A 22,485-nucleotide genomic window follows, 5' to 3' on the forward strand; every position below is an offset into this window, starting at 1 on the left:
GCGATTTAAGTCAACGCCTGCCGCTGTTCCGGGTGTAGGGCAGAAAGACCTACGGGCGCAGGGCCAACCCGCAGCAGCCCCGATTCACTGGCAACTCACAGCAATTGCCCCTGCAAAACGCGGTTCCGGTGTGCAAGAGTGGCCGCAACGCTGGGGCGCAAGTGAATAACAGACCGCGGAGGCCGCCCGTGAACCGAAGATCAGTCCGTTCCTCCGCTGCCGCGCGGCATCGTTTCCCCACCCTGCTGCCCCTGCTGGCACTGCTCCTGTCCGCGCTGGTGGCCTGCCAGGCGTCCACGCCCGCGCCGGCTCCGCAAACAGCCACCCCGTCCGGCACTGACTCCCCCTCCGGCACCGCCGCAGCTTCCCCAAGTGCATCGGCCACTCCCACGCCGGCCCCAAGCTCCGCTTCAAAGCCTGCGGAGGCGGCAAAGCCCGCCGGCACACCCCAGCACATCTTCGTGATCAACCTGGAAAACAAGGGGTACGACAGCGTCTGGGGTGACAATTCCCCCGCGCCGTACCTGTCCGGAACACTGCGGAAGAAGGGCGTGCTGCTGACGAACTACTACGGCATCGCGCACAACTCACTGCCCAACTACCTGGCCCAGATCTCCGGCCAGCGTCCCAACGACAGCACCGAGCAGGACTGCCACATCTACACCGAGTTCAACGCCACGGGCACCGACCCGGACGGCACGCTGCAGGGCGACGGCTGCGTCTACCCGGAGGACACCCAGACCGTGGCCGGGCAGCTGGCCGCGCAGGGCAAAACCTGGAAGGGCTATATGGAGGACATGCAGCAGCCGTGCGAGCATCCGGTCCTGGGCGAGGGCGACAACCACATCAAGGCCACCCCGGAAGAGCAATACTCCACGCACCACAACCCCTTCATGTACTTCCGTTCCATCACCTCGTCCCCGGACTGCGCCCGGAACGTGGTCAACTTCTCCGCCCTCAAGGACGACCTGAAGTCCGTGGACACCACGCCGAACCTTGCCTACATCACGCCCAACCTGTGCCACGACGGGCATGACGGCACCTGCGCCGACGGCTCCGAGGGCGGCTTGGGGACGGCGGACGCCTGGCTCAAGGAGCAGGTGCCGGCCATCCTGTCGTCGCCGGCGTACAAGCAGGACGGCATGCTGGTGATCACCTTCGATGAGGCGGAGGGCGACTCGACCGGGCCGTCCGAACCGGCCAGCGCCGTTCCGGCCGGCGGCACGGCGGGCGGCAAGGTGGGCGCGCTGGTCCTGTCCCCGTTCACCAAGGCGGGGACCTCATCGGACCGGGCCTACAACCACTACAGCCTGCTGGCCAGCATCGAGGACTTCTTCCACCTCCCCCGCCTGGGCCTGGCAGGCGACCCCGGCGTCAGGACCTTCGGCGACGACGTCTACCGGAAGGAGTCCTGAGGTGCGGCTTCTGCAGAACGGACGACGCCGGGCCCTGCTGGCAGGTGCCGCCGTGCTGGCTTTGGTGATCCTCGCCGTCGTCCTTCCCACCGCGTTCCGCGGCGGCCCGCCAGCACAGGCGCCGGCCGCAAACGCGCCCGCTGCACCGCCGACGGACCAGGCACCTGTTGGCGCTCCAGCCGCCGGCGCCCCCGCAGGGATTTCCAAGATCAAGCACGTGGTGATCATCACCCAGGAAAACAGGTCTTTCGACAGCTACTTCGGCACCTATCCCGGGGCCGACGGGATCCCCATGAAGGATGGCAAACCCACCGTGTGCGTCCCGGACCCCGCGGACGGCGGCTGCGCCAGGCCCTTCTACAACTCGGCGGACAGCAACGCCGGCGGCCCGCACAGCCACGCCGACGCCACCGCCGACATCAACGGCGGGGCCATGGACGGGTTCGTGGCCCAGGCGGAGAAGGGCCTGTCCGGCTGCGGCGCCACCAGCACCAAATGCCAGTACAGCAACACCATGCCCACCGACGTCATGGGCTACCACGACGGGCGGGACCTGCCCAACTACTGGGCCTACGCGCAGAACTTCACGCTCCAGGACCACCTGTTCGCCTCCGCCGCCTCCTGGAGCCTGCCGGCGCACCTGTACCTGGTCTCCGAATGGTCCGCCAAATGCAGCAAGGCCGGGGACCCGTCGTCGTGCGTGGATGCGCTGCAGGACCCGGACCCCGAACCCGAGCCGCAGATCATCAAGGACACCCTGATCGGCAAGTGCCAGGCCGGGATGGACCTGGACCCGTGCCGTGAGGCGCTGGAAGCCGCCGGCATTGATCCGGCCCTCGCCGCCCAGATCGACCAGATCATCGGCACCAGCTGCAAGCCCACCGATTCCTACGCCGTCTGCCAGGCGGCGGTGGATGCGGCACCCGTGTCCGATGGCCTGAAGAAGAAGCTCACCGACGCGGCCAAGAAGCTGGAACTGCCGGACTACGCCTGGACGGACCTGACCTTCCTGCTGCACAAGCACCAGGTGCCCTGGGCCTATTACGTGTTCCAAGGCACCGAACCGGACTGCCGCAACGACGCCGCCACCTGCGACCCGGTGAAGCAGGACGCGAAAACCCCCGGCCTGTGGAACCCGCTGCTGTACTTCGACACTGTGAAAGAGGACGGCGAGCAGGGCAACATCAAGCCGCTGAGCGGTTTCTACGACGCCGCCAGGAAGGGCACGCTGCCCGCCGTCACGTGGGTGGCGCCGACGGACAAGGTCAGCGAGCACGCCCCGGCCAAGATCAGCACCGGGCAGGCCTACGTGGCCGGGCTGATCAATGCGGTGATGAGCGGCCCGGACTGGGACAGCACCGCCATCTTCCTCAGCTGGGACGACTGGGGCGGGTTCTACGACCACGTCCAGCCGCCGGTGGTGGACAACAACGGCTACGGGCTGCGCGTCCCCGGCCTGGTGATCAGCCCCTATGCGAAGAAGGGGTTCATCGACCACCAGGTGCTCAGCCACGACGCCTACTTCAAGTTCATCGAGGACGACTTCCTGGGCGGCGAGCGCATCGACCCCGCCACGGACGGACGTCCGGACGCCAGGCCCGATGTGCGGGAGAACAACCCGCAGCTGGGCGATTTGGCCAAGGCCTTCGACTTCAATCAGTCACCGCTGCCGCCCCTGATCCTGCCCAACGCAACCACGTACTGACGGCTTCTCCGCTCTGGGAGGTTGCGCCTTGCAGGCCTTACGGCGCCGCCCCCTCGGCCGGACTTGCTTTGGGCGGGGCGTCGTCCGCCTGCCGTGCTTCCTCCGGCACTGCTTCAGCCTGCAGCACGGACGGCGGCTGCGCCTGAACGGCAGCCGTGGCGGCCCCGGCCAGGGCAGGCTTGATGTTCTGGTTGATATGGAAGAAGTTGTCGGGGTCGTACTTGGCCTTGAGTTCGGCCAGCCGCGCATAGTTTGACCCGAGGGTGTCCTCAATCCTGGACTGGTCGTCCGCGTCCTGGAAGTTTAGGTATCCGCCGGGCTCCGAATACTCGTGGAGCGCGGCCCAGTACTCCCGTACCCAGGCGATGTTCTTGTCGTTCTCGGACGGCTCGGGCCACTGGCCGGCGATGACAGGTGCAAAGTTGACATCACGGTAGGCAAAGGCGGTTGCTTCGGGTGCCACCCGCTGGACTGCCCCGTCAATCGGATAGTAATGGTTGGCCGAGTGGACGCTGGGAATGCCTGGAGCGAATTGAACGGCGGTCCGGAGTGCGTCGTCGCTGAGGCTCCGAAGGAAGTCGGCCTTCCAGTAACCCTGCAGCCCAGGGATACCGCTGAGCCCGTCGAACATGATGTTGAGCGCGGGGTACGGCATCGATGCGAAGAAACTTCCCAGTGCGGGTCCGGCGTCCAGCATGGCTTGCCAGTGCGCGGGTCCCGCGTCAAGATCGCCCGTCCACATGCCCGCGATCACGGCGACGGGCTTCCCGTGCCATTCCTCGGGGAGGAAGGGAACCGGAGGACCTAGATGGAATCCCAGGAAGGCGCCCATTTCTTCGGGTTCGGCAGCGATCCATTCGCGGTAGACCGCCCCAACTTCGGCTCCCATCGCAGCATCGAAGAAGATGAGACCGATATGGACCATGTCCACCGGGTGCAGCCGGAACTCCATGGACGTGACCACACCGAAGTTGCCGCTTCCGCCGCGGAGCGCCCAGAAGAGGTCGACGTTCTCGGCTTCGCTGGCAGTAACAAAGGTTCCGTCGGCAAGGACTACATCGGCAGAAACGAGGTTGTCGCACGCCAGCCCGTACTTACGGGAAAGGTATCCAATCCCGCCTCCGAGGGTGAGGCCGGCCACCCCGGTGGTGCCAATGATGCCGCCCGTGCTGGCCAGCCCGAATGCGTGCGTGGCGTGGTTGTAGTCCGCCCACGTCGCACCAGGCTCCACCCGGGCCAACCTTGCCACCGGGTCGACGCGCACTCCCCGGCGGGCCGAGAAGTCAAGGACCAGGCCGCCGTCGACCGTTCCGAATCCTGGTGCACTGTGCCCGCCGCCGCGCAAGGCAACCTCAATGTCCAGGCCCCGGGCGAACCGGACGGCCGCCAGAACGTCCGCCACCTGGGATACCCGCAGGACTGCTGCGGGACGTCGGTCAATCATCCCGTTGAACACAAGGCGCGCGGCCTCGTACTCTGCGTCGTCCTCTTCGATAACCTGCCCGCGGACCTGTTCGCGGAGCACGTCGAAACGATCGCTACCCATCACAACTCCATTTATTTTGTGTTGAAGACCAGGGGCAGCCGGCTCCATACAGGGCCCAGCGGGGGCCAGCATGATGATTCTTTCGGTATACGCCCGGGACTGTAGGGGGTCAAGGGCGCCCCGTTAGTGCAGCTAGGACCTGGAAACCGTGCAGTTGGCGGCGTCCTCCACCACGCGTTCCAGGTCCCCGGTGCGGTGCAGCACCTCTTTCTGGCGGACCGCGCCGGTGCCTTCGGCGAGCAGCCGGTCCACCAGGTCCTCCACCCGGTGCAGGTCCCCCATGTCCTCCAGCGCCCCACGAATGTGGTGCAGCAGGGAGTTCACGACGCCGAGTGCGGGCGCCGGGCGGTGCGTGTGCGGATCGAGCAGCTCACCCCGGAGGCCCCAGCGGCTGGCTTTCCAGGCCGCCAGCCGGAGCAGCGCAGACGGGACGGCCACGGGCTCGATCCCCTCCCGCCATTCCCATGCGGCGGTTTCCACCAGCGCCCTGGCCAGGCCGGCGAGAAGGACGGTGTTCCCCGGCCGGAGGCACACATCGGCCAGGCGGATCTCCACGGTGGGATAGTGCCGCGAGAGGCGGGCGTCAAAGTAGATCATGCCCTCGTCAAGGGCCACGCCGGTGCTCACCATGTCATGCACCAGCTGGTGGTAGGCGTCCGGGCTGCCCAGGATTTCCAGCGGCCCCGCGGACGGCCAGCGGTTCCACACCTGCGAGCGGTAACTGGCGTAACCGCTGTCCACCCCATGCCAGAACGGTGAATTGGCGCTGAGCGCGATGAGTACCGGCAACCAGTTGCGCATCCGGTCCAGCACGGCCACGGCTTCCTCGGGCGACTCCACCGAGACGTGGATGTGGCATCCGCACGTGAGCTGCTCCCTTGCCGTCAGCCCGTACTCTTCGGCCATCGCCCGGAACCTCCGGAGCTGCACCGGATGGGGATCGGCGGGCAGCGGTGAGGTGCCCAGCGCGGCCACCCTGACACCCACGTCCTCGGCGGCCTGGCGGGCGATGGCCCGGCCGGCGATGATGTCCTGCTCGAGGCTTCCCAGCGTGGCGTGCGGTGGCGTGACCACCTCGATCATTTCCTGCTGGAATTCGGCTGTCAGGACGGGCCCTGACGCAACCTCCAGCGGACGCACGTACAGGTCCAGGAGGGCGCCTGCCAGCGGCACCGCTTCCCCCGTGGCTGGGTCTACCAGCAGCAGCTCCTCTTCGATCCCGAACGTCCGCCTGCCTGCCCCCGCGCCGCCGGTGCCGTCATTGCCGTAGGTGTCCATCGTCGTCGTCCCCTATCCCTTGCTTCGCTGCAAGTTCCTCCCAGAAGCAGGCCAGCGTGACGGCCCCGTTCATCAGGACGTCAAGGCCGGCGCTCTCGTCGCTGTCGTGCCAGTGATCCTCCACCAGGCCGGTGCCAAAGAACAGCACGGGCGCGGCCAGGGTGCGGCTGAGCAGTTCGGCGGGGCCGCCGCCGGCGTTGCCCATGCGGCCCGTCCGGTCGGCGCGGAAACCCGCTGCCATGGCCTTTTCAAGGGCTGCGACGGCGGGGTGGTCCGGTGTGCGGTAGGGCTCCTGGGCCGTTTCCAGGTCCGGGATCAGGCTGAAGCTGTAGGCGTCGCCGATGGTGGCGGCCACCCACTCCTGCAGCTGCCCGGCGATTTTCTCCGCCCGCTGGCCGGGGACGGTGCGGAAGCTGAGGTCCGCGGAGGCAACGGCCGGGACGGCGGCGCGGGACACGCCCAACGGGTCCCCGGCAATGATCGAGGTGACCTCGACGGCGGGCCGCAGCCACAGCCGCTCCAGCACCGTGTACCCCTTCTCGCCGGTGATGGCACCGGTTTCGGACCGGGCCAGCCAGTCCTCCTCGCTGAAGGGCAGGTCTTTGAGGGCGTTCCGGAGGTCGGCGGGAAGGGGCTCCACGTCGTCATAGAAACCGGGGACGGCAACCCTGCCGTCCTGGTGGTGCATGAGTCCCAGCAGCCGGCCGAGTTCGAAGGCGGGGTTGGGCGCGTTCCCGGACACGGCGCCACTGTGCACGTCCCGTTCCGGCCCGTACACCTCCAGGTGTGCGCTCAACATGCCGCGCAGGCTCACGCAGACGGCGGGATGCGCGGCGTCCCAGAGGAGGGTGTCGGAGAAGAGGACCAGGTCCGCGGCGAACCGGTCCGCGTGGTCCTCCAGCAGTTTGGCCAGGTTGGGCGAGCCGCCTTCCTCTTCGCCTTCAACCAGGAACTTCAGGTTGGCCTTGGGGGCAGGGTCCGGGCCGGCAACCGTGTCCGGACTGGTATCGGTCCCGCCGGCGCCGGTCTCTCCGGCGGCCAGATGGGCGCGGACAGCTTCGAGATGCGCCAGGATCTGGCCCTTGGCGTCCGAGCTGCCCCTGCCGTACAGGCGGCCCTCGCGGAGTACGGGTTCGAACGGTGCCGTCAGCGCCCAGTTCTCCGGCCGGACGGCCCGGACGTCGTGGTGGCTGTAGACCAGCACGGTGGGCGCTCCCGGAGCCTGGCACCACTCCGCGTATACCGCGTGGGACTCTCCCGTGGGCAGTACCTCCACCACGGGGAAGCCCACTTCGCGGAATTCGCCGGCCAGCCAGCTGGCCGACCGGAGCAGGTCCTGGCTGTGTTCGGGGGCGCCCAGGATGCCCGGGATCCGCACCCACTCAGCCAGCCGCCGCTCCAGCTCCGCCTCCCTGGAACGGACAAAGGCACGAAGGTCCGGCGCGCCGTCGTGCCTGCCGCCGGTGGGCTGGGTGTCCTGCATGTCCCTGCCCGTTCCGCCGGTCATTTGCGGGGTTGTGCCGGGTTGGTGGGATCGCCCTCGGACGGTGGGTTCACCGGGGGTCCGGGGACGGAGGACGGCTGCCGGGTCCCCGCTCCATGGTCAGGAAGTGGCAGTTCCCTGTGCAGGGGTGAACCATTCATCTCCTTGTTCTCCTTGTCTGCCGTCGAAGGAAACAATATGATAAGCAGCCTTATCAATCCGTGGGAAGAGGTGCAGCTGTGCTGCCCGGCTGTACTTCCTCCCTACCCGCGCGTAGATTGGAGACTGTGACGGGAATCATGGCCCGTTCTCCCCGGACCTTCTGCAAAGCCCGGTAAGAGCAGCTGCTGTAGTCCACCGGTGGCATTTATGCAGAAGCGGAAGAGACACACAATGGCGTCCGCGCAGTTCCAGCAGTTCCTTGACGAAGCAACCACCTCCGAACCCTCCAGTGATCGCCCCTTGGGTCCCGACTGCCTCTACGGCCTTTACGTCAGCTGGGCAGCGCTGCACGGCCTCACGCCAAAGCCGGACCAGGCTTTCCGCGCCGGAATGCTGCGCTGCGGCGTGGATGTCCGGAACTCCCGGTTGCGGATGACCGGTCCCGCGGCGGCCGATTACATCCTCAGCAGCTATCCCGCCGTCGCCTGATGGGCGTCCATTCCGGGCGCCGGCGCGCCCCCGACGTCCTGGTCCGCGGCGGCCACTACATCCATTGCGGCCAGGTCATGGCTGCCAGCGGCGCCGAAATGCGCACCATCCACGGCACCTCTGGCCAACTGCCGGAAGCCCTTGGCGTGTACCTGGCCACCAGGGTGCTGCGCTGCGCCTGCGGGTTCCAGATCGAGGTACCGGACCAGGACGCTCCTGAACCGGCCTGAGCCGGCGCCGCTGAAAGCACCGCGGTCCCGGGCCGCGGTTTAGTGCAGGAAAACGGGTACCTCATCCCCGGCTGGCAGCTGGTGCTGCTGCTGACCAGCGCCCTGCTGGCACGCCACGCGGTTAGGGGATGCAAACCTTCGTGGCGTGGGCTTCCGTGCAGTGCTTTACTGCCAGCATGTCTGAAACTCTCAAGCTGAGCCGCGAACCCCACGACAGCAGCGTGGCAGCACGCCTCAACTGGCTGCGCGCCGGTGTCCTCGGTGCCAATGACGGCATCGTCTCCGTCGCCGCAACAGTGGTGGGCGTCGCGGGCGTCACCAACGACCTTGCGCCCATCCTGGTGGCAGGCACTGCCGCGGTGGTGGGCGGTGCGGTGTCCATGGCCCTGGGCGAATACGTTTCCGTGAGCAGCCAGAGTGACAGCCAGCGGGCGCTGATTGAAAAGGAACGCCAGGAGCTGCGGGACGATCCCGAAGGCGAGCTGGAAGAACTTGCCGGGATCTACCAGGCCAAGGGACTCAGCGAGGCCACGGCCCGCACGGTTGCCGAGGAGCTGACGGCAAAGGACCCGCTGAAGGCCCACCTGGCCGCCGAGCTGAACATTGACGAAGAGGAAGTGGTGAGCCCCTGGCACGCCGCCTTCGCCTCAGCGATCGCCTTCACGGTCGGGGCGATCCTGCCGATGCTGGCCATCATCTTCCCGCCTGAACAGGCGCGCATCCCGGTCACCTTCGTTGCCGTGATCCTGGCGCTGGCCCTGACCGGCACCATCAGCGCCAAGATCGGCGGGAGCTCCAAGCGCAAGGCGACCATCCGGCTGGTGGTGGGCGGCGCACTGGCCATGGCCTTCACCTTTGCGGTGGGCAGCCTGCTGGGCACCACCGGGATCGCCTGATGGAGATCGCAGGCCTTCCCGCCCACATCCTGCTGATCCACGGTGTGGTGGTCCTGGCGCCGCTGGCCGGGCTCGCAGCTGTAGTCTTCGCGCTGCTTCGGCGCTCCAGGCGCTACCTGGCCTGGCCGTTGGGGATCCTGGCCCTGATCCTGGTCCCGCTGTCCGTCCTTACGGCCGAGGCCGGGGAACAGCTGCAGAAGGCAAGGCCGGCCTCGAAGCTGATCGAGGAGCACGCCGAGCAGGGCAGCTTCCTGCGCTTTGTCGCCGCGTTCTTCCTGGTGGTGGTGGCGGCGCAGATCGTGGCAGCCTTCCCTTCCATGCTGACCCGGCGTCCCGCCTTCAGCGGCCTGCGCGGTCTTTTGGAATCCCGCTGGCTTCTTCCCGCCACCTCGGTGCTGGGCGTCCTGGCGGGACTCTTCCTGGTGTACCAAAGCATCGCCACCGGCCACTCGGGCGCAGTATCGGTCTGGGCGGGCATCCGGTAGCTTTTGGCGGCAGCCGCGCGTCGCGGCTCGCTCAGAGCCTTGCGTCAAGGAAAGGTACGACGGCGAAGCGGCGGTTTTCGAGCACCGGCACCTGCGTGCGTACCGGGGCCAGCCGGTCCCGGCTGATTCGTGCCACGGTCAGGCCCGGCTCCTCCCCGGCGTTGGCCACCGTCCGAACCCTTCCCATCAGCATCCTGCCCGCGTAGGGTTGGGCACACAACCCACCGGGCTTTTTGCTGGTGCGGTGGGCTCATGCAGTTGGGCTTCTGGAACGTGCCGGAGGGACCACAAGTGGGTAAAAAAACGTTCACGAACCAGAGAACGCGGCGCTTCGCGGCACTGGCAGCTACCCTGCTGGCACTGCCGGCCCTGGCCTCCTGCTCCGCGGAAGTCACCCGCGGCTTCCTGCCAGGCCCCCGGGACACCACCGACAAAACCCCACTCATCACTGACTTGTGGGTCAACTCCTGGATCGCCGCACTGATTGTGGGCATCATTACCTGGGGCCTGATGATCTGGGTCATCGTGGCGTACCGGCGCCGGAAGAATACCGTGGGGTTCCCGGCGCAGCTGAGCTACAACCTTCCGCTCGAGGTGTTCTACCTCGCGGTCCCGCTGATCGTCATCGGCGTCCTGTTCGTGTTCACGGACCGGGACCAGCGCGCCATCGATGAACGCTACGCCAACCCGGACGTGGTGATCGACGTCTTCGGCAAGCAGTGGTCCTGGGATTTCAACTACGTCAAGGAACAGGTCCACGAGGACGCCGGGCAGCAGGCACACCTGAACGGCGACTACGGCGCTCCGGACCGGCTGCCCACCCTGTACCTGCCGGTTAACAAAAAGGTGGAGCTGCACCTCCAGTCCCGTGACGTGCAGCATTCCTTCTGGGTGGTGGACTTCCTGCAGAAACGCGACCTGTACCCGGGCCACGAACAGTACAACCCCTACATCAGCATCACCCCCACCCGGACCGGGGAATACATGGGCAAGTGCGCCGAACTGTGCGGCGAATACCACTCCGAGATGCTCTTCAAGGTCCGGGTTGTGAGCCAGCAGGAGTATGACAGCCACATGGCCGACCTGAAGGCCAAGGGCAACACCGGAAGCCTGGGCAACGATTTTGACCGGCAGCCACAGTCGGCACCGGCACCGCAGGCCTTGGAACCAGCAGAGTAAAGGACGGCACCGTAATGACCACCACAGGCCAGAGAATGGGTGGAACGGCAGCCACGGCGGCACCGGCAGTGGTCCGGCGCCCCAAAGGCACCATCGTGGTCAACTGGATCACCTCCACTGACCACAAAACCATCGGCTACATGTACCTGATCTCGTCCTTCGTGTTCTTCTGTGCGGGCGGCGTGATGGCGCTGCTGATCCGCGCCGAGCTGTTCGAACCCGGCATGCAAATCCTGCAGACCAAAGAGCAGTACAACCAGCTGTTCACCATGCACGGCACCATCATGCTGCTGATGTTCGCCACTCCGCTGTTCGCCGGATTCGCCAACGTGATCATGCCGCTGCAGATCGGCGCCCCTGACGTTGCGTTCCCGCGACTGAACGCCCTTGCGTTCTGGTTCTTCCTGTTCGGCTCCACCATTGCCGTTTCCGGCTTCATCACACCCCAGGGCGCGGCATCCTTTGGCTGGTTCGCCTACGCGCCGCTGTCCAACACCACGTTCACCCCGGGCATCGGCGGTGACCTGTGGGTCTTTGGCCTGGCGCTGTCCGGCTTCGGCACCATCCTGGGATCGGTCAACTTCATCACCACCATCATCTGCATGCGGGCTCCAGGCCTCACCATGTGGCGGATGCCCATCTTCACGTGGAACACGCTGGTCACCGCCATCCTGGTACTCATGGCGTTCCCGCCGCTGGCCGCAGCGCTGTTCGCCCTGGGCGCCGACCGCAAGTTCGGTGCGCACATCTTCGATCCCGCCAACGGCGGCGCCATCCTGTGGCAGCACCTGTTCTGGTTCTTCGGCCACCCCGAGGTGTACATCATCGCGCTGCCGTTCTTCGGCATCGTCTCGGAGATCTTCCCGGTGTTCAGCCGCAAGCCGCTGTTCGGCTACAAGGGCATCGTGTACGCCACGATCGCCATTGCCGCCCTGTCGGTGACGGTGTGGGCGCACCACATGTACGTCACCGGTGCCATCTTCCTGCCGTTCTTCGCCTTCATGACCATGCTCATCGCGGTGCCCACGGGCGTGAAGTTCTTCAACTGGATCGGCACCATGTGGGGCGGCTCGCTGACCTTTGAAACGCCCATGCTGTGGAGCATGGGGTTCCTGGCCACGTTCCTCTTCGGTGGCCTGACCGGCATCATCCTGGCGTCCCCGCCGCTGGACTTCCACGTCTCGGACACCTATTTCGTGGTGGCGCACTTCCACTACGTGGTGTTCGGCACCGTGGTGTTCGCCATGTTCGCCGGGTTCTACTTCTGGTGGCCCAAGTTCACCGGCACCATGCTCAACGAGCGGCTGGGCAAGATCCACTTCTGGATGCTCTTCCTGGGCTTCCACGCCACGTTCCTGATCCAGCACTGGCTGGGCGTCCTGGGCATGCCGCGGCGGTACGCGGACTACATGCCGGAGGACAACTTCACCTTCATGAACCAGTTCTCCACCATCGGTTCCTACCTGCTGGGCGCGTCCCTGATCCCGTTCTTCTGGAACGTCTACATCACCTGGCGTGCGGGGAAGAAGGTCACGGTGGACGACCCCTGGGGCTTCGGCGCTTCGCTGGAGTGGGCCACGTCCTGCCCGCCGCCGCGCCACAACTTCACGTCCCTGCCCCGGATCCGTTCCGAGCGCCCCGCCCTGGACCTGCACCACCCAGAGCTGAGCATCCGCGTGCATCCGCATGAGGATGCGCCCGGGGAAAGCATCCTGGGCGCCGCCGATATCGGCGAGCACGACGTCCACGATCCCAACCCGAACAAGTAGGCCCCTGGCCACTCGTCAACGAACGGCGCCGGCATCCGAAAGGGAGTTGGCGCCGTTCTTCGTCGGCGCGGAAACTACTTCCGTACGCGCAGGTTTCCTCCAGGGCGCAAGTTTCTTTCCGACGCGCAACTTTCTTTCTGAGGCGCAAAGGCAGCAGCGCTGTCCAAATCCGGGCAGCGAAAATGCTTTTGCGCAGCGCAGGCCGGCTCCCGCCGTCGCCGGCCCTATGCGCACCGGCACCCGCCCTTGACCTCCCTCCCGGCGGATGGAAGCCTGTGAATATCTCGGGGGCCTCTGGCAACGGGGCTAGTTCCTGCCTGGAGCACTCCCACTGCCGGCCACAGCACAGAGGCGGCCCGAACGCGAGCAATGGTGTACCAGGGCCTGTACAAGAATTACGTCACGCCACAGTTTCGTAATTGATGTGAACCTCGTCACTTAAACCGCTTTTCGGCTTGGAGCTTAGGATTGCCTACCCTACAGTTTTCAGACATAGGCAACATTCGTGTTTCCTAATAGGACTTAGGTTCAAGCAGACTTTTCCCCACCGAAAGCAGCCTCAATGAAGATCCGCAACAGCGCGCTGGCCGGCATCGCACTCGCCGCCAGCGCAGCTCTCGGCCTGACCGCCTGCGGCGGCTCCACTCCCGCCGGCGGCAGCTCGTCTGCCGCGTCCGGCGGTGCCGCCTCGGGCGAAATCACGGTTTACAACGCACAGCACGAGAGCCTTACCAAGGAGTGGGTGGATGCCTTCACGGCGGAAACCGGCATCAAGGTGACCATGCGCCAGGGCTCGGACACCGAACTGTCCAACCAGATCATCCAGGAAGGCCAGGCCTCCCCCGCGGATGTGTTCCTGACCGAGAATTCCCCCGCCATGACGCAGGTTGAGAATGCCGGGCTGTTCGCCGACGTCAACAAGGACACCCTGTCCCAGGTGCCCGCCGAATTTTCGCCGTCCACCGGCAAGTGGACCGGCATCGCCGCCCGTTCCACCGTGCTGGTCTACAACAAGACCAAGCTCACCGAGGACAAGCTGCCCAAGTCCATGCTCGACCTTGCCAACCCGGAGTGGAAGGGCCGGTGGGCCGCCTCCCCCAGCGGCGCCGACTTCCAGGCCATCGTCTCCGCACTCCTGGAGCTGAAGGGCGAGTCCGCCACCGAAGAGTGGCTGAAGGGCATGAAGGAAAACTCCAAGGCCTACAAGGGCAACAGCACCGCCATGAAGGCCGTCAACGCCGGTGAAGTGGATGCCGCCCTCATCTACCACTACTACTACTACGGCGACCAGGCCAAGACCGGTGAAAACTCGAACAACGTCACCCCGTACTACTTCAAGAACCAGGACCCGGGCGCGTTCCTGTCCGTCTCCGGCGGCGGTGTACTGAAGTCCTCCAAGAACGCTGCCGCTGCGCAGGGGTTCCTGAAGTTCATCACCGGCAAGAAGGGCCAGGAAGTCCTCAAGAACGGAACGTCCTTCGAGTACGCCATCGGCTCCGACGTTCCCGCCAACGACAAGCTGGTCCCCATCAAGGACCTGCAGGCGCCCAAGGTTGACGCCGCCAAGCTCAACTCCGAGAAGGTCACCGATCTGATGACCCAGGCAGGACTCCTCTAATTCCGTGACCACCGACCTATCGGCTCCCCCCAGGCGGAGCACGACGACGGCGGGCCGGGGCAACAGCCCCCGCCCGCCTTTCGGCGTTTCCGCAGTGTCCGTCCTGGCGGTGCTGATCGCCCTCTTCTCCCTCGTCCCGCTGGGGTACGTGGCCTACATGACGGTGGCAACCGGGTGGGACACCGCCGTCGGACTTATCCTGCGGCCCCGTGTGGGCGAACTGCTGCTGAACACCCTGCTCCTGATGGCCGCCACCATCCCGCTGTGCCTGCTGCTTGGCGTGGCGGGAGCGTGGCTGGTGGAACGGACCAAACTGCGCGGCCACCGGATCTGGGCCGTGCTGCTGGCCGCTCCGCTGGCCGTCCCCGCGTTCGTCAACAGCTACGCCTGGGTCTCCGCCGTCCCGTCGCTGGGAGGGCTGGGATCCGGCATCCTGATCTCCACGCTCTCCTATTTCCCGCTGGTGTACATCCCCGCCGCGGCCACGCTGAGCCGGCTGGACCCGGCCATTGAACAGTCCGCCGCCGCCCTGGGACTGGGCGCCTGGCGCACCTTCTTCCGGGTGGTGCTCCCCCAGCTCCGGATCGCACTGACCGGCGGTGCCCTGCTGGTGGGCCTGCACCTGCTGGCTGAATACGGGGCCTTCGCCATGATCCGGTTCGACACCTTCACCACCGCGATCATGACCCAGTACCAGTCCACCTTCAACGGCGCGGCCGGGAACATGCTGGCCAGCGTCCTGGTGTTCTTCTGCCTGCTCCTGCTGGTCGCCGAGGTCCGCAGCCGCGGCACGGCCCGCTACGCCAGGATCGGTTCCGGCGTGCAGGCCAGGGCGCTGCGGCTCCCGCTGCACACCTACCAGGTTCCCGCCCAGCTGTTCCTGCTGGCCCTGACCGCCCTGGCTTTCGGGCTCCCGCTGTACTACGTCATGCGCTGGATCCTGGCCGGTGGGGCGGACATCTGGACCGCGTCCGAGTTCCTGCCGGCGCTCCTCACCACGTTCACCTACGGGCTCGCAGGCGCCGCAGCCACCACCGTGGTGGCCTTCCCCATGGCCTACCTCGCCGTCCGCCACCCGGGCTGGTTCAGCAAGTCCCTGGAACTGTCCAACTACGTCACCAGCTCCATGCCCGGCATCGTGGTGGCCCTGGCGTTCGTCACCGTGAGCATCCGCATGGTCCCCGGGATGTACCAGACCGCCGGGCTGCTGGTGGCGGCGTACGTGCTCCTGTTCCTCCCCCGCGCCCTGGTGAATTTACGGGCCGGGCTGGCACAGGCCCCCAAGGAACTGGACGAGGCAGCGCAGGCACTGGGCAAGCCGCCGCTGCTGGCCTTCATCCGCGTCACCCTGCGGCTCACCGCCCCGGCTGCCGCCGGCGGAGCAGCGCTGGTGTTCCTTGCCATCGCCAACGAGCTCACCGCCACCTTGCTGCTGTCCCCCAACGGCACCAAGACCCTGGCCACCGAGTTCTGGAGCAAGAGCAGCGAAATCGATTACGCCGGCGCCGCCCCCTACGCGCTGCTGATGATCCTGCTTTCCGCCCCCATGACCTACCTCCTCTTCCAACAGTCCAAGAAAGTAGCCGGACAGTGACAGCACCATCAACCCGCAGGCTGCCCGAGCCCCGGGTGGCACCCTCCGTGGCAGCAACCACCAACAGCCACCTGCAGATCACGGACGTCACCAAGAACTTCGGATCGCAGGCGGTCCTGAGGGGCGTCAACCTGTCCGTCGCCAAGGGCGGCACCACCGCCATCGTGGGCCCCTCCGGCTCCGGCAAGACCACGCTGCTGCGCCTGATCGCCGGCTTTGAACACCCGGACACCGGCAGCATCTCGCTGAACGGCACCCTTGTGGCCGGTGATGGCGCCTGGCTTCCGGCGCACAAGCGGGAGATCGGGTACGTGGCCCAGGACGGTGCACTCTTCCCGCACTTGACGGTGGGCCAGAACGTTGCCTTTGGCTTGAACGCGGCTAAGCTCGACGGCGGCCGGCGTGCCGTCAACGCCCGGGTGGCGGAGCTCCTGGAAATGGTGTCGCTGGACGCATCCATGGCCAAGCGCCGCCCGCACCAGCTCTCCGGCGGCCAGCAGCAGCGCGTTGCCCTGGCCCGGGCGCTGGCCCGCGAACCGGAACTGATGCTCCTGGACGAGCCCTTCTCCGCCCTGGACGCCGGCCTGCGCGTGGCCACCCGCCGCGCCGTGGCCAAGGTCCTGGCCGAGGCCGGGGTCACCACCATCCTGGTCACCCACGACCAGGCCGAGGCCCTGTCCTTCGCCGACCAGGTGGCGGTGATGCGCGGCGGCAAGCTGGCCCAGATCGGCAACCCCTTTGTGGTGTACACCCGCCCAGCGGATAGGGCCACCGCCGAATTCCTGGGCGACGCCGTCATCCTTGACGCCTGGCTGGAGGGCTCGCTGGCCACCTGCTCCCTGGGCGGCATCCCGGTCCGCCGGCCGCCTGCACAGGGGCGGGTGCAGCTGATGCTGCGGCCCGAACAGATCCGCATTGCCGAGGACGGGCCCATCCGCGGCGTGGTGGTGGACACGGACTACTTCGGCCCCGAAACCACCGTGCGGCTGAAACTGAACGTGCCCAAGGAAGTGGCGGAGCACGCCGACCACCGCTACCCCGGCGGCGGCGAAGTGATCACCATCCGGCACTGGAACGCCTCGATCGCCCGGCCCGGCATGGAGCTGTGCCTGCGGGTGGTGGGCGAAGCCGTCGCCTTCCCGATGGACGACTAAGCACCATCCGCAACTCCTGACACAGAAAAATCACCCTGCGGAAACACTCCGGCAATGTCTCCCCGGCAAGCTGTGCTTACGGGGATACAACAGCAGGAGGCAGTCCATTATGGAGGCACAAGGAGTACGTACGGCCCAGCTTCGCGTCGGGGACCAGATCGAGGCCTGGCACAGGGGCAGGCTCTTCCACAAGGGTAAGGTGACCGGCGTCGTCACGGCCCTGGAACTCTTCTGGATCCTGGATGACCGGACCGGCACCCGGAAGCTGCTGGACCCCGAGGCACTGGAGATCCGCCACGTGGATCCGGCTCCGGTCAGGCTGGAAGTCACAGCCAAACCGCAGCCTCCGGCCGCGCCGCTCGCCACCGCCTAGCGGAGAGGGATCAGGCGCGGTCCTGGTAGACGTCCGGGACGCCGTCGTGGTCCGTATCGACTTTCTCAAGCTCTTCGGCGAGCCGGTACTGCCGGTTGCGGGTGCGCAGCACGGCCGTTGCCAGCAGCGCGGCAACCAGCGACGCCGCCAGGATGCCCACCTTGGCGTGGTCGTCATGCAGGCTGCCGTTGCCGAAGCTGAGTTCGGCCACCAGCAGGGAGACGGTGAAGCCGATCCCTGCGAGCAGCGCAACGCCAAACACGTCGATCCATTTGAAGGAGCTGTCCAGGGTGGCTCTCGTGGCCTTGGTGAGGATCCAGGTGGTGGCCAGGATGCCGATCGGCTTGCCCAGGACCAGGCCCAGGATGATGCCCAGCGCCACGGGGTCCGTCAGGGCCGAGCCCAGTCCCGCCCAGCCGCCCACAGCCACGCCGGCCGAAAAGAACGCAAAGACGGGTACTGCCACGCCCGCGGAGATGGGCCGGAACCGGTGCTCGAAGATCTCGGCAAGCCCGGGCCCGGCCTCGGGTCCGCCGGACGCCTGGGAGCGGATCACGGGAATGGCGAAGCCCAGCAGAACCGCGGCCACGGTGGCATGGATGCCGGAAGCGTGCACCAGCGTCCAGGTCACGGCCCCCAGCGGCAGCAGGACCAGCCACGCCGCGGCGGCATGGAGGCCGAAGAACCGGCGGAACTTCTGCGCCAGGAAGGCATAGATGGCCAGGGGAATCAGTGCCAGGAGCAGCGGCGCCACGTGAATGTCGCTGGAGTAGAAGAACGCAATGATGGTGATGGCGATCAGGTCATCCACCACCGCGAGCGTGAGCAGGAAGATCCGCAGGGCGCTGGGCAGGTGGGATCCAATGATCGCCAGGACAGCCACGGCAAAGGCAATATCCGTTGCGGTGGGAATGGCCCAGCCCCGGAGTGTCTCCGGGCTGGCGAGATTGACGACGGCGTAGATCACCGCCGGGACCGCCACGCCTCCCACGGCGGCCGCCACGGGCACGATCGACTTGCTGATCTGGCGCAGGTCACCGGCCACGAATTCGCGCTTGAGTTCCAGACCCACCAGGAAGAAGAAGATGGCCAGCAGGCCGTCCGCCGCCCACGCCCCCAGGCTCAGTTCCAGGTGCCACGGTTCGTAGCCGGCCTTGAAGTCGCGGAGCGCAAAGTAGCTGTCCGACGCCGGGGAGTTGGCCCAGATGAGGGCGATGACGGCGGCGATGACCAGGAGGGCGCCGCCTACCGTTTCCTTGCGAAGGATCTCCCCGATGCGCAGCGCTTCCGCATAGCTGCCGCGTGAGAAGACCGTGGAGCCGAAGAACGAGTTTTTCTTGGGGGCGGGCGTGCTGGAATTCATGCAGGCGTCCTTAAATCGGGTTCGACAATGTCATGCCGACCAGACTTCCCGGCGCACCTTCGTCTATTTTACGGGCGGCGCCGCCCCCTCCCAAACGCGTCTCCCCGGGGGCCTTTACAAATTTTGTGGGGCAATTCACAAAAATACCCATCCGGCTGTATTGGTGGCACCGAATCATTAATGTCCCTCATCTGGGACATTACGTCACTCGCATGAGGAGAATGCTTTCCGATGAACAAGACACTTCGTTTCCTCGCGGTTCCCACCCTGGCCCTGGGCGCTCTGGCCCTCTCAGGCGGTCCCGCCTCCGCAGCCGACCACACCTACCAGTCCACCCTTTCCCAGATCAACGGCAGCTCAGCCTCGGGCACTGTCACAGTGGATGTCACCGGCAACCAGGCGCACGCCGTCCTGAAGGTCTCCGGCTTGGCTCCCACCTTCAACAACGCCCCCTACCCGCACGTCCAGCACATCCACGGCGGAGCCCAGGGCGCCTGTCCCGCACCGTCGGCGGACAAGGACGGTGACGGAGTGGTTTCCACCACCGAGGGCGCGCCCAGTTATGGCGGGATCGTGACCACCCTCTCCACCAGCGGCGACACCAGCCCTGCTGCCGGCCTGGACCTCAAGCTGGCCGGACAGGGAGCCAGCTACACCGTTGACCGCACCTTCGAGCTCAACGCCGACACCAAGGCCGCCCTGGAAGCCGGTACCGCCGTCGTGGTTGTCCACGGGCTGGATCCCGCCACCCTCAGCCCGGCCGCCCAGGCCGCCAAATCCGACCTGGTCCCGAGCCTCCCGCTCGCTGCCACCTCCCCTGCATTGTGCGGGACGCTGAAGGCTGGCCAAATGAAGATGCCTGCCGGCGGCGCTGACACCGGCGTTGCCCAGCAGGCCGGCGGAACCGACTCCGGCGTCCTCGCTTTGGGCGGTGGCTTGGTCCTGGCAGCAGCCGCGGGCGGCGCCTACCTGGTTCGTCGCCGCAGTTCCGGTTCTGCAGCCTGAGTCCGGCTGACCCTGTTATGTCCTTCCTGAACTCCGGCCGCCGCAGGAGCCTTCGGGCCCCTGCGGCTGCCGGGCTTCTGCTCCTGCTCACCCTGGCGGGGTGCGGCACCACGCCAGGAACGTCCGACGCCGGCCCTGCGGCTGCCACTGCCACCGCCTCCTCCAGCGCCCCAACGCCGTCCGCTGCGGCGGCCCACCCGCAGACACCCTCGCCTTCCAGCCCGGCTGCGGCAACCGCCCCAACCGCGGCCGAACCGCCGGTCTTGCCCCGGTCCGAACCGGCCGTCCTGGACATTGCCGTGATTGGCCTCCGCACGGAACTGCTGAGCCTTGGCCTGCGTGCCAACGGATCGTTGGAGGTTCCGGAGGATACCGGCAACGGTGCCCCCGCCAGCTGGTACAACGGCTCGCCCACTCCCGGGGAGCGCGGTCCCGCCGTGCTGCTGGGCCATGTGAACGCCCTCGGCGGCCACAAGGGGGTCTTCGCCGACCTCCGCACCCTCACACCCGGAGCCGAGGTCAACGTGACACGGGCGGACGGCAGTACGGCCACCTTCGTTGTTGAACGGGGCGCCGTTTACGGCAAGGACAACTTCCCCACCGTGGAGGTCTACGGAAACACGCCCGGTTCGGAATTGAGGCTGATTACTTGCGACGGCTACGACGCCGCCACCGGCCTCTTCGATGACAACTACGTTGTCTTCGCCAAGCTCAAAGCCTAATTGGACAGTACACAACGGTCGCCTCAACCGGGGCGGCCAGGACGGATGGCCATGAAGAACCGCGTTTCCCTGCTGGCGCCCCTGGCGCTGTCCCTGGCGCTCTCCGGTTGTGCGGCGGCGGCAGGATCCACCGGCGATGCCCCTCCGGCCGCGTCCCCTGCCGCCAGCGTGGAAACCCCGAATGCCGGGCATGCCGGGCACCACGGCACCGACCCGGCCGCCCCGCAGGCCGGTCCGGCAGCCCCGAGCGAAGCGGCGAAAATGGTGTGCGGGGACGAGCCAATGGACCGGTTGACCACCATCCTGTCCCTCAAGCAGAAACCGCACACCGTCAGCAACTGGGCCAACAGCACTTTCACCTGCACCTACCACCTGCCGGAGGGCGCACTGACAATTTCCGTGCAGGAAGCTCCTGACCAGGCCAAGGCGCGGACCTACTTTGATGCCATGCAGGCCCTCGCCACGGGTGTCACGCCTATTGAGGGTCTGGCCAACCTGGGCTTCCCCGCCTACGAAACCGCAGCCGGCTCTGCCGTGTTCCAAAAGGACAACTTTGTGCTGCAGGTGGACGCGTCAGCGCTTCCGGCCGCGGTCGGTCCCGACGCCCTGAGCCGCAACGCCCTGGCCTACCAACTCTCCACCACCATCCTTGCGTGCTGGGTGGAGCACCACTAGCCGGCGCGGCGGCCTCCCGCGTGGTCCGTTGTGCCGTGCAGCTGGATGGCCCGCACGGCACGGTCCAGGTAGATCCGCGCCTCCGGCGAGTTGGCCAGCTGCACCAGTTCCGCGGCGACCACCACCAGCTTGACGTTCCGGTGGCTGCTGGTGCTCACCAGCATCTGGAACGCGTCATCGGAGCCGAGTTTCAGCTGGCCCATGAGGATCCCGCGGGCCTGGTCGATCACGGTCCGGGTTGCCGTAGCGCCCGCGACGGCGTCCCGCGCCGTCTGTTCAGTTTCGCGCTGCAGCGTGCGGCTGAGGTCCACCGTCACGCCCTCGAGCGCCACCACTGATCCGTCGTCACCAAGGACCGCCTCGCCGGCAGTCAGCACGCGCCGCGTCTTCCCATGGGCGTCCACAATCCGGTGATAGATGCAGAAGAAGCCACCAGTGGTGGAAACGTGTTCCACAATCTCCTCGCACTGCTCCCGATCGTCGGGATGCTTGTGGGCGAAGATCAGTTCCAGGGTGGGCACCACCTCGCCGCGCTGGTAACCGTGCAGCCGGAACATCCCGTCCGACCACTGGAAGGTTGGGCCGGCGGGTTCCAGGTCTACTCTGAAGATCCCGGCGTCGCTTTCGCTGTCTCCGAGTGCACTCGAATACGTGTACAGATCGCTGAGCTCCGTCACAGGGCACCTCCCGCAATGGCCGGCCCCCAGCGGGCCGGCCCTGTCCTCGCTCCTTCCAGTATGGTCGCCTTGCGCAACAGAAGGTAGGGCGGGAGGTCCCATGGAACTCGTGGGGACATGCGTTATTGTGCTTGACCTTTATACCCCTAGGGGGTATATTGGCGGTGTTGTCAGTGAAGTGGTATGTCCCGGCGGGCGCACTCGCGCCGGCCTTTCACAGCCGTTCAACCCCAGCACCCCTTGATTCCCTCAACGGATTGGAACTGACATGAACAGCGGGAACCGACCCCAGCTCCCCCTCGCATCCTCCGGTTGCAGCTGCTGCGCTCCAGCCAACCCGGCCGAACCGGCCGGCAGCTTCCCTGCAACCGCCCCCGAGGAGTCTCCCGCCGCCGTCGTAGATGCAGACGCCGGCGCCTCCGCCCACCGCAGCTTTGCGGTGGAGGGCATGACCTGCGGGCACTGTGTCCGGTCTGTCGAAACTGCTGTATCCGCTCTCCCGGGCGTGACGGCGGCCTCGGTTGACCTGGTACCGGGCGGCCGCTCCCGGCTTGCCGTAACCGGCCCGGTATCCGAAACCGACGTCCGCCGGGCTGTGGCTGACGCCGGTTACGCCCTGGCTTGAGATGGACTGCGCCCAGTGCGCGGTCCGAACATTTTCCGCAGG

General features: G+C 66.7%; 22 protein-coding genes. 16 read left to right on the forward strand and 6 right to left on the reverse strand.

What is annotated here, in order from left to right:
• The first annotated feature begins 188 nt into the window (after positions 1-188).
• Together ACIGJD_RS15990 and ACIGJD_RS15995 are read left to right on the forward strand one after the other, a co-directional pair.
• Positions 189-1,415, forward strand: coding sequence for an alkaline phosphatase family protein (locus ACIGJD_RS15990; RefSeq protein ID WP_483687021.1), 1,227 nt, complete (start codon positions 189-191; stop codon positions 1,413-1,415).
• Between the two features lies 1 nt (position 1,416).
• Entirely contained in the window at positions 1,417-3,120 is a 1,704-nt protein-coding gene (locus ACIGJD_RS15995; RefSeq protein ID WP_483687022.1) for an alkaline phosphatase family protein, read from the forward strand.
• 37 nt (positions 3,121-3,157) lie between these two features.
• On the opposite strand, the gene ACIGJD_RS16000 is transcribed toward ACIGJD_RS15995, so the two are convergent.
• From ACIGJD_RS16000 to ACIGJD_RS16010, 3 genes are all read right to left on the reverse strand, one after another.
• Complete coding sequence (locus tag ACIGJD_RS16000; protein WP_483687023.1) at positions 3,158-4,666, reverse strand: FAD-binding oxidoreductase; 1,509 nt, start codon at positions 4,664-4,666, stop codon at positions 3,158-3,160.
• Positions 4,667-4,798: 132 nt separating this feature from the next.
• Entirely contained in the window at positions 4,799-5,944 is a 1,146-nt protein-coding gene (locus ACIGJD_RS16005) for a carboxylate-amine ligase (RefSeq protein WP_483687024.1), read from the reverse strand.
• Entirely contained in the window at positions 5,925-7,451 is a 1,527-nt protein-coding gene (locus ACIGJD_RS16010; RefSeq protein ID WP_483687025.1) for a M20/M25/M40 family metallo-hydrolase, read from the reverse strand. The genes ACIGJD_RS16005 and ACIGJD_RS16010 overlap by 20 nt, the downstream gene beginning before the upstream one ends.
• Before the next feature lie 369 nt (positions 7,452-7,820).
• On the opposite strand from ACIGJD_RS16010, the gene ACIGJD_RS16015 reads away from it, so the two are divergent.
• The 4 genes from ACIGJD_RS16015 (at position 7,821) to ACIGJD_RS16030 (ending at position 9,689) form a co-directional block, all read left to right on the forward strand.
• Positions 7,821-8,078 (forward strand): hypothetical protein, encoded by a 258-nt coding sequence (locus ACIGJD_RS16015; RefSeq protein WP_483687026.1) that lies wholly within the window; start codon positions 7,821-7,823, stop codon positions 8,076-8,078.
• Positions 8,078-8,308: a hypothetical protein gene (locus ACIGJD_RS16020; RefSeq protein ID WP_286398786.1), complete on the forward strand. Its 231-nt coding sequence runs from the start codon at positions 8,078-8,080 to the stop codon at positions 8,306-8,308. Before ACIGJD_RS16015 ends, ACIGJD_RS16020 begins: the two co-directional genes overlap by 1 nt.
• A 176-nt stretch (positions 8,309-8,484) precedes the next feature.
• On the forward strand, positions 8,485-9,204 hold the full coding sequence (locus ACIGJD_RS16025; protein WP_286398787.1) for a VIT1/CCC1 transporter family protein: 720 nt from the start codon (positions 8,485-8,487) through the stop codon (positions 9,202-9,204).
• The gene (locus tag ACIGJD_RS16030; protein WP_483687027.1) at positions 9,204-9,689 is read left to right on the forward strand and encodes a hypothetical protein; all 486 of its coding nucleotides are present in this window, start codon (positions 9,204-9,206) and stop codon (positions 9,687-9,689) included. The genes ACIGJD_RS16025 and ACIGJD_RS16030 overlap by 1 nt, the downstream gene beginning before the upstream one ends.
• Before the next feature lie 31 nt (positions 9,690-9,720).
• Here ACIGJD_RS16030 and ACIGJD_RS16035 read toward each other — a convergent pair whose 3' ends face one another.
• Complete coding sequence (locus tag ACIGJD_RS16035; RefSeq protein WP_483687028.1) at positions 9,721-9,876, reverse strand: hypothetical protein; 156 nt, start codon at positions 9,874-9,876, stop codon at positions 9,721-9,723.
• A 104-nt stretch (positions 9,877-9,980) separates the two neighbouring features.
• On the opposite strand from ACIGJD_RS16035, the gene ctaC reads away from it, so the two are divergent.
• The 6 genes from ctaC (at position 9,981) to ACIGJD_RS16065 (ending at position 17,376) form a co-directional block, all read left to right on the forward strand.
• Positions 9,981-10,868: an aa3-type cytochrome oxidase subunit II gene (gene ctaC / locus ACIGJD_RS16040; RefSeq protein ID WP_483687029.1), complete on the forward strand. Its 888-nt coding sequence runs from the start codon at positions 9,981-9,983 to the stop codon at positions 10,866-10,868.
• Positions 10,869-10,903: 35 nt separating this feature from the next.
• On the forward strand, positions 10,904-12,637 hold the full coding sequence (gene ctaD / locus ACIGJD_RS16045) for an aa3-type cytochrome oxidase subunit I (protein ID WP_483689520.1): 1,734 nt from the start codon (positions 10,904-10,906) through the stop codon (positions 12,635-12,637).
• A 562-nt stretch (positions 12,638-13,199) separates the two neighbouring features.
• Positions 13,200-14,255: an iron ABC transporter substrate-binding protein gene (locus tag ACIGJD_RS16050; RefSeq protein WP_483687030.1), complete on the forward strand. Its 1,056-nt coding sequence runs from the start codon at positions 13,200-13,202 to the stop codon at positions 14,253-14,255.
• A 4-nt stretch (positions 14,256-14,259) separates the two neighbouring features.
• On the forward strand, positions 14,260-15,849 hold the full coding sequence (locus ACIGJD_RS16055; RefSeq protein WP_483687031.1) for an ABC transporter permease: 1,590 nt from the start codon (positions 14,260-14,262) through the stop codon (positions 15,847-15,849).
• Complete coding sequence (locus ACIGJD_RS16060) at positions 15,846-17,003, forward strand: ABC transporter ATP-binding protein (protein WP_483687032.1); 1,158 nt, start codon at positions 15,846-15,848, stop codon at positions 17,001-17,003. The genes ACIGJD_RS16055 and ACIGJD_RS16060 overlap by 4 nt, the downstream gene beginning before the upstream one ends.
• A 109-nt stretch (positions 17,004-17,112) precedes the next feature.
• Positions 17,113-17,376: a hypothetical protein gene (locus ACIGJD_RS16065; protein WP_483687033.1), complete on the forward strand. Its 264-nt coding sequence runs from the start codon at positions 17,113-17,115 to the stop codon at positions 17,374-17,376.
• A gap of 10 nt (positions 17,377-17,386) precedes the next feature.
• On the opposite strand, the gene nhaA is transcribed toward ACIGJD_RS16065, so the two are convergent.
• Complete coding sequence (nhaA, locus tag ACIGJD_RS16070; protein ID WP_483687034.1) at positions 17,387-18,739, reverse strand: Na+/H+ antiporter NhaA; 1,353 nt, start codon at positions 18,737-18,739, stop codon at positions 17,387-17,389.
• A 231-nt stretch (positions 18,740-18,970) separates the two neighbouring features.
• Here nhaA and ACIGJD_RS16075 point away from each other — a divergent pair, with 231 nt between their 5' ends.
• Genes ACIGJD_RS16075 through ACIGJD_RS16085 form a run of 3 tightly spaced genes read left to right on the forward strand, consistent with a single transcriptional unit; the run spans position 18,971 to position 21,141 of the window.
• Complete coding sequence (locus ACIGJD_RS16075) at positions 18,971-19,744, forward strand: hypothetical protein (protein WP_483687035.1); 774 nt, start codon at positions 18,971-18,973, stop codon at positions 19,742-19,744.
• Between the two features lie 17 nt (positions 19,745-19,761).
• Positions 19,762-20,466 (forward strand): sortase domain-containing protein, encoded by a 705-nt coding sequence (locus ACIGJD_RS16080; RefSeq protein ID WP_483687036.1) that lies wholly within the window; start codon positions 19,762-19,764, stop codon positions 20,464-20,466.
• Between the two features lie 51 nt (positions 20,467-20,517).
• Positions 20,518-21,141: a hypothetical protein gene (locus ACIGJD_RS16085; protein WP_483687037.1), complete on the forward strand. Its 624-nt coding sequence runs from the start codon at positions 20,518-20,520 to the stop codon at positions 21,139-21,141.
• On the opposite strand, the gene ACIGJD_RS16090 is transcribed toward ACIGJD_RS16085, so the two are convergent.
• Positions 21,138-21,818, reverse strand: a complete 681-nt coding sequence (locus ACIGJD_RS16090; protein ID WP_483687038.1) for a PAS and ANTAR domain-containing protein — start codon at positions 21,816-21,818, stop codon at positions 21,138-21,140. The two genes, ACIGJD_RS16085 and ACIGJD_RS16090, sit on opposite strands and share 4 nt — an antisense overlap.
• A 268-nt stretch (positions 21,819-22,086) precedes the next feature.
• Here ACIGJD_RS16090 and ACIGJD_RS16095 point away from each other — a divergent pair, with 268 nt between their 5' ends.
• Positions 22,087-22,443 carry a heavy-metal-associated domain-containing protein gene (locus ACIGJD_RS16095; RefSeq protein ID WP_483687039.1) on the forward strand — a complete coding sequence of 119 codons (357 nt, stop codon included), beginning with the start codon at positions 22,087-22,089 and terminating at the stop codon, positions 22,441-22,443.
• Positions 22,444-22,485: the final 42 nt, after the last annotated feature.

This window comes from Arthrobacter sp. E1SS-5 (genome assembly GCF_057073715.1).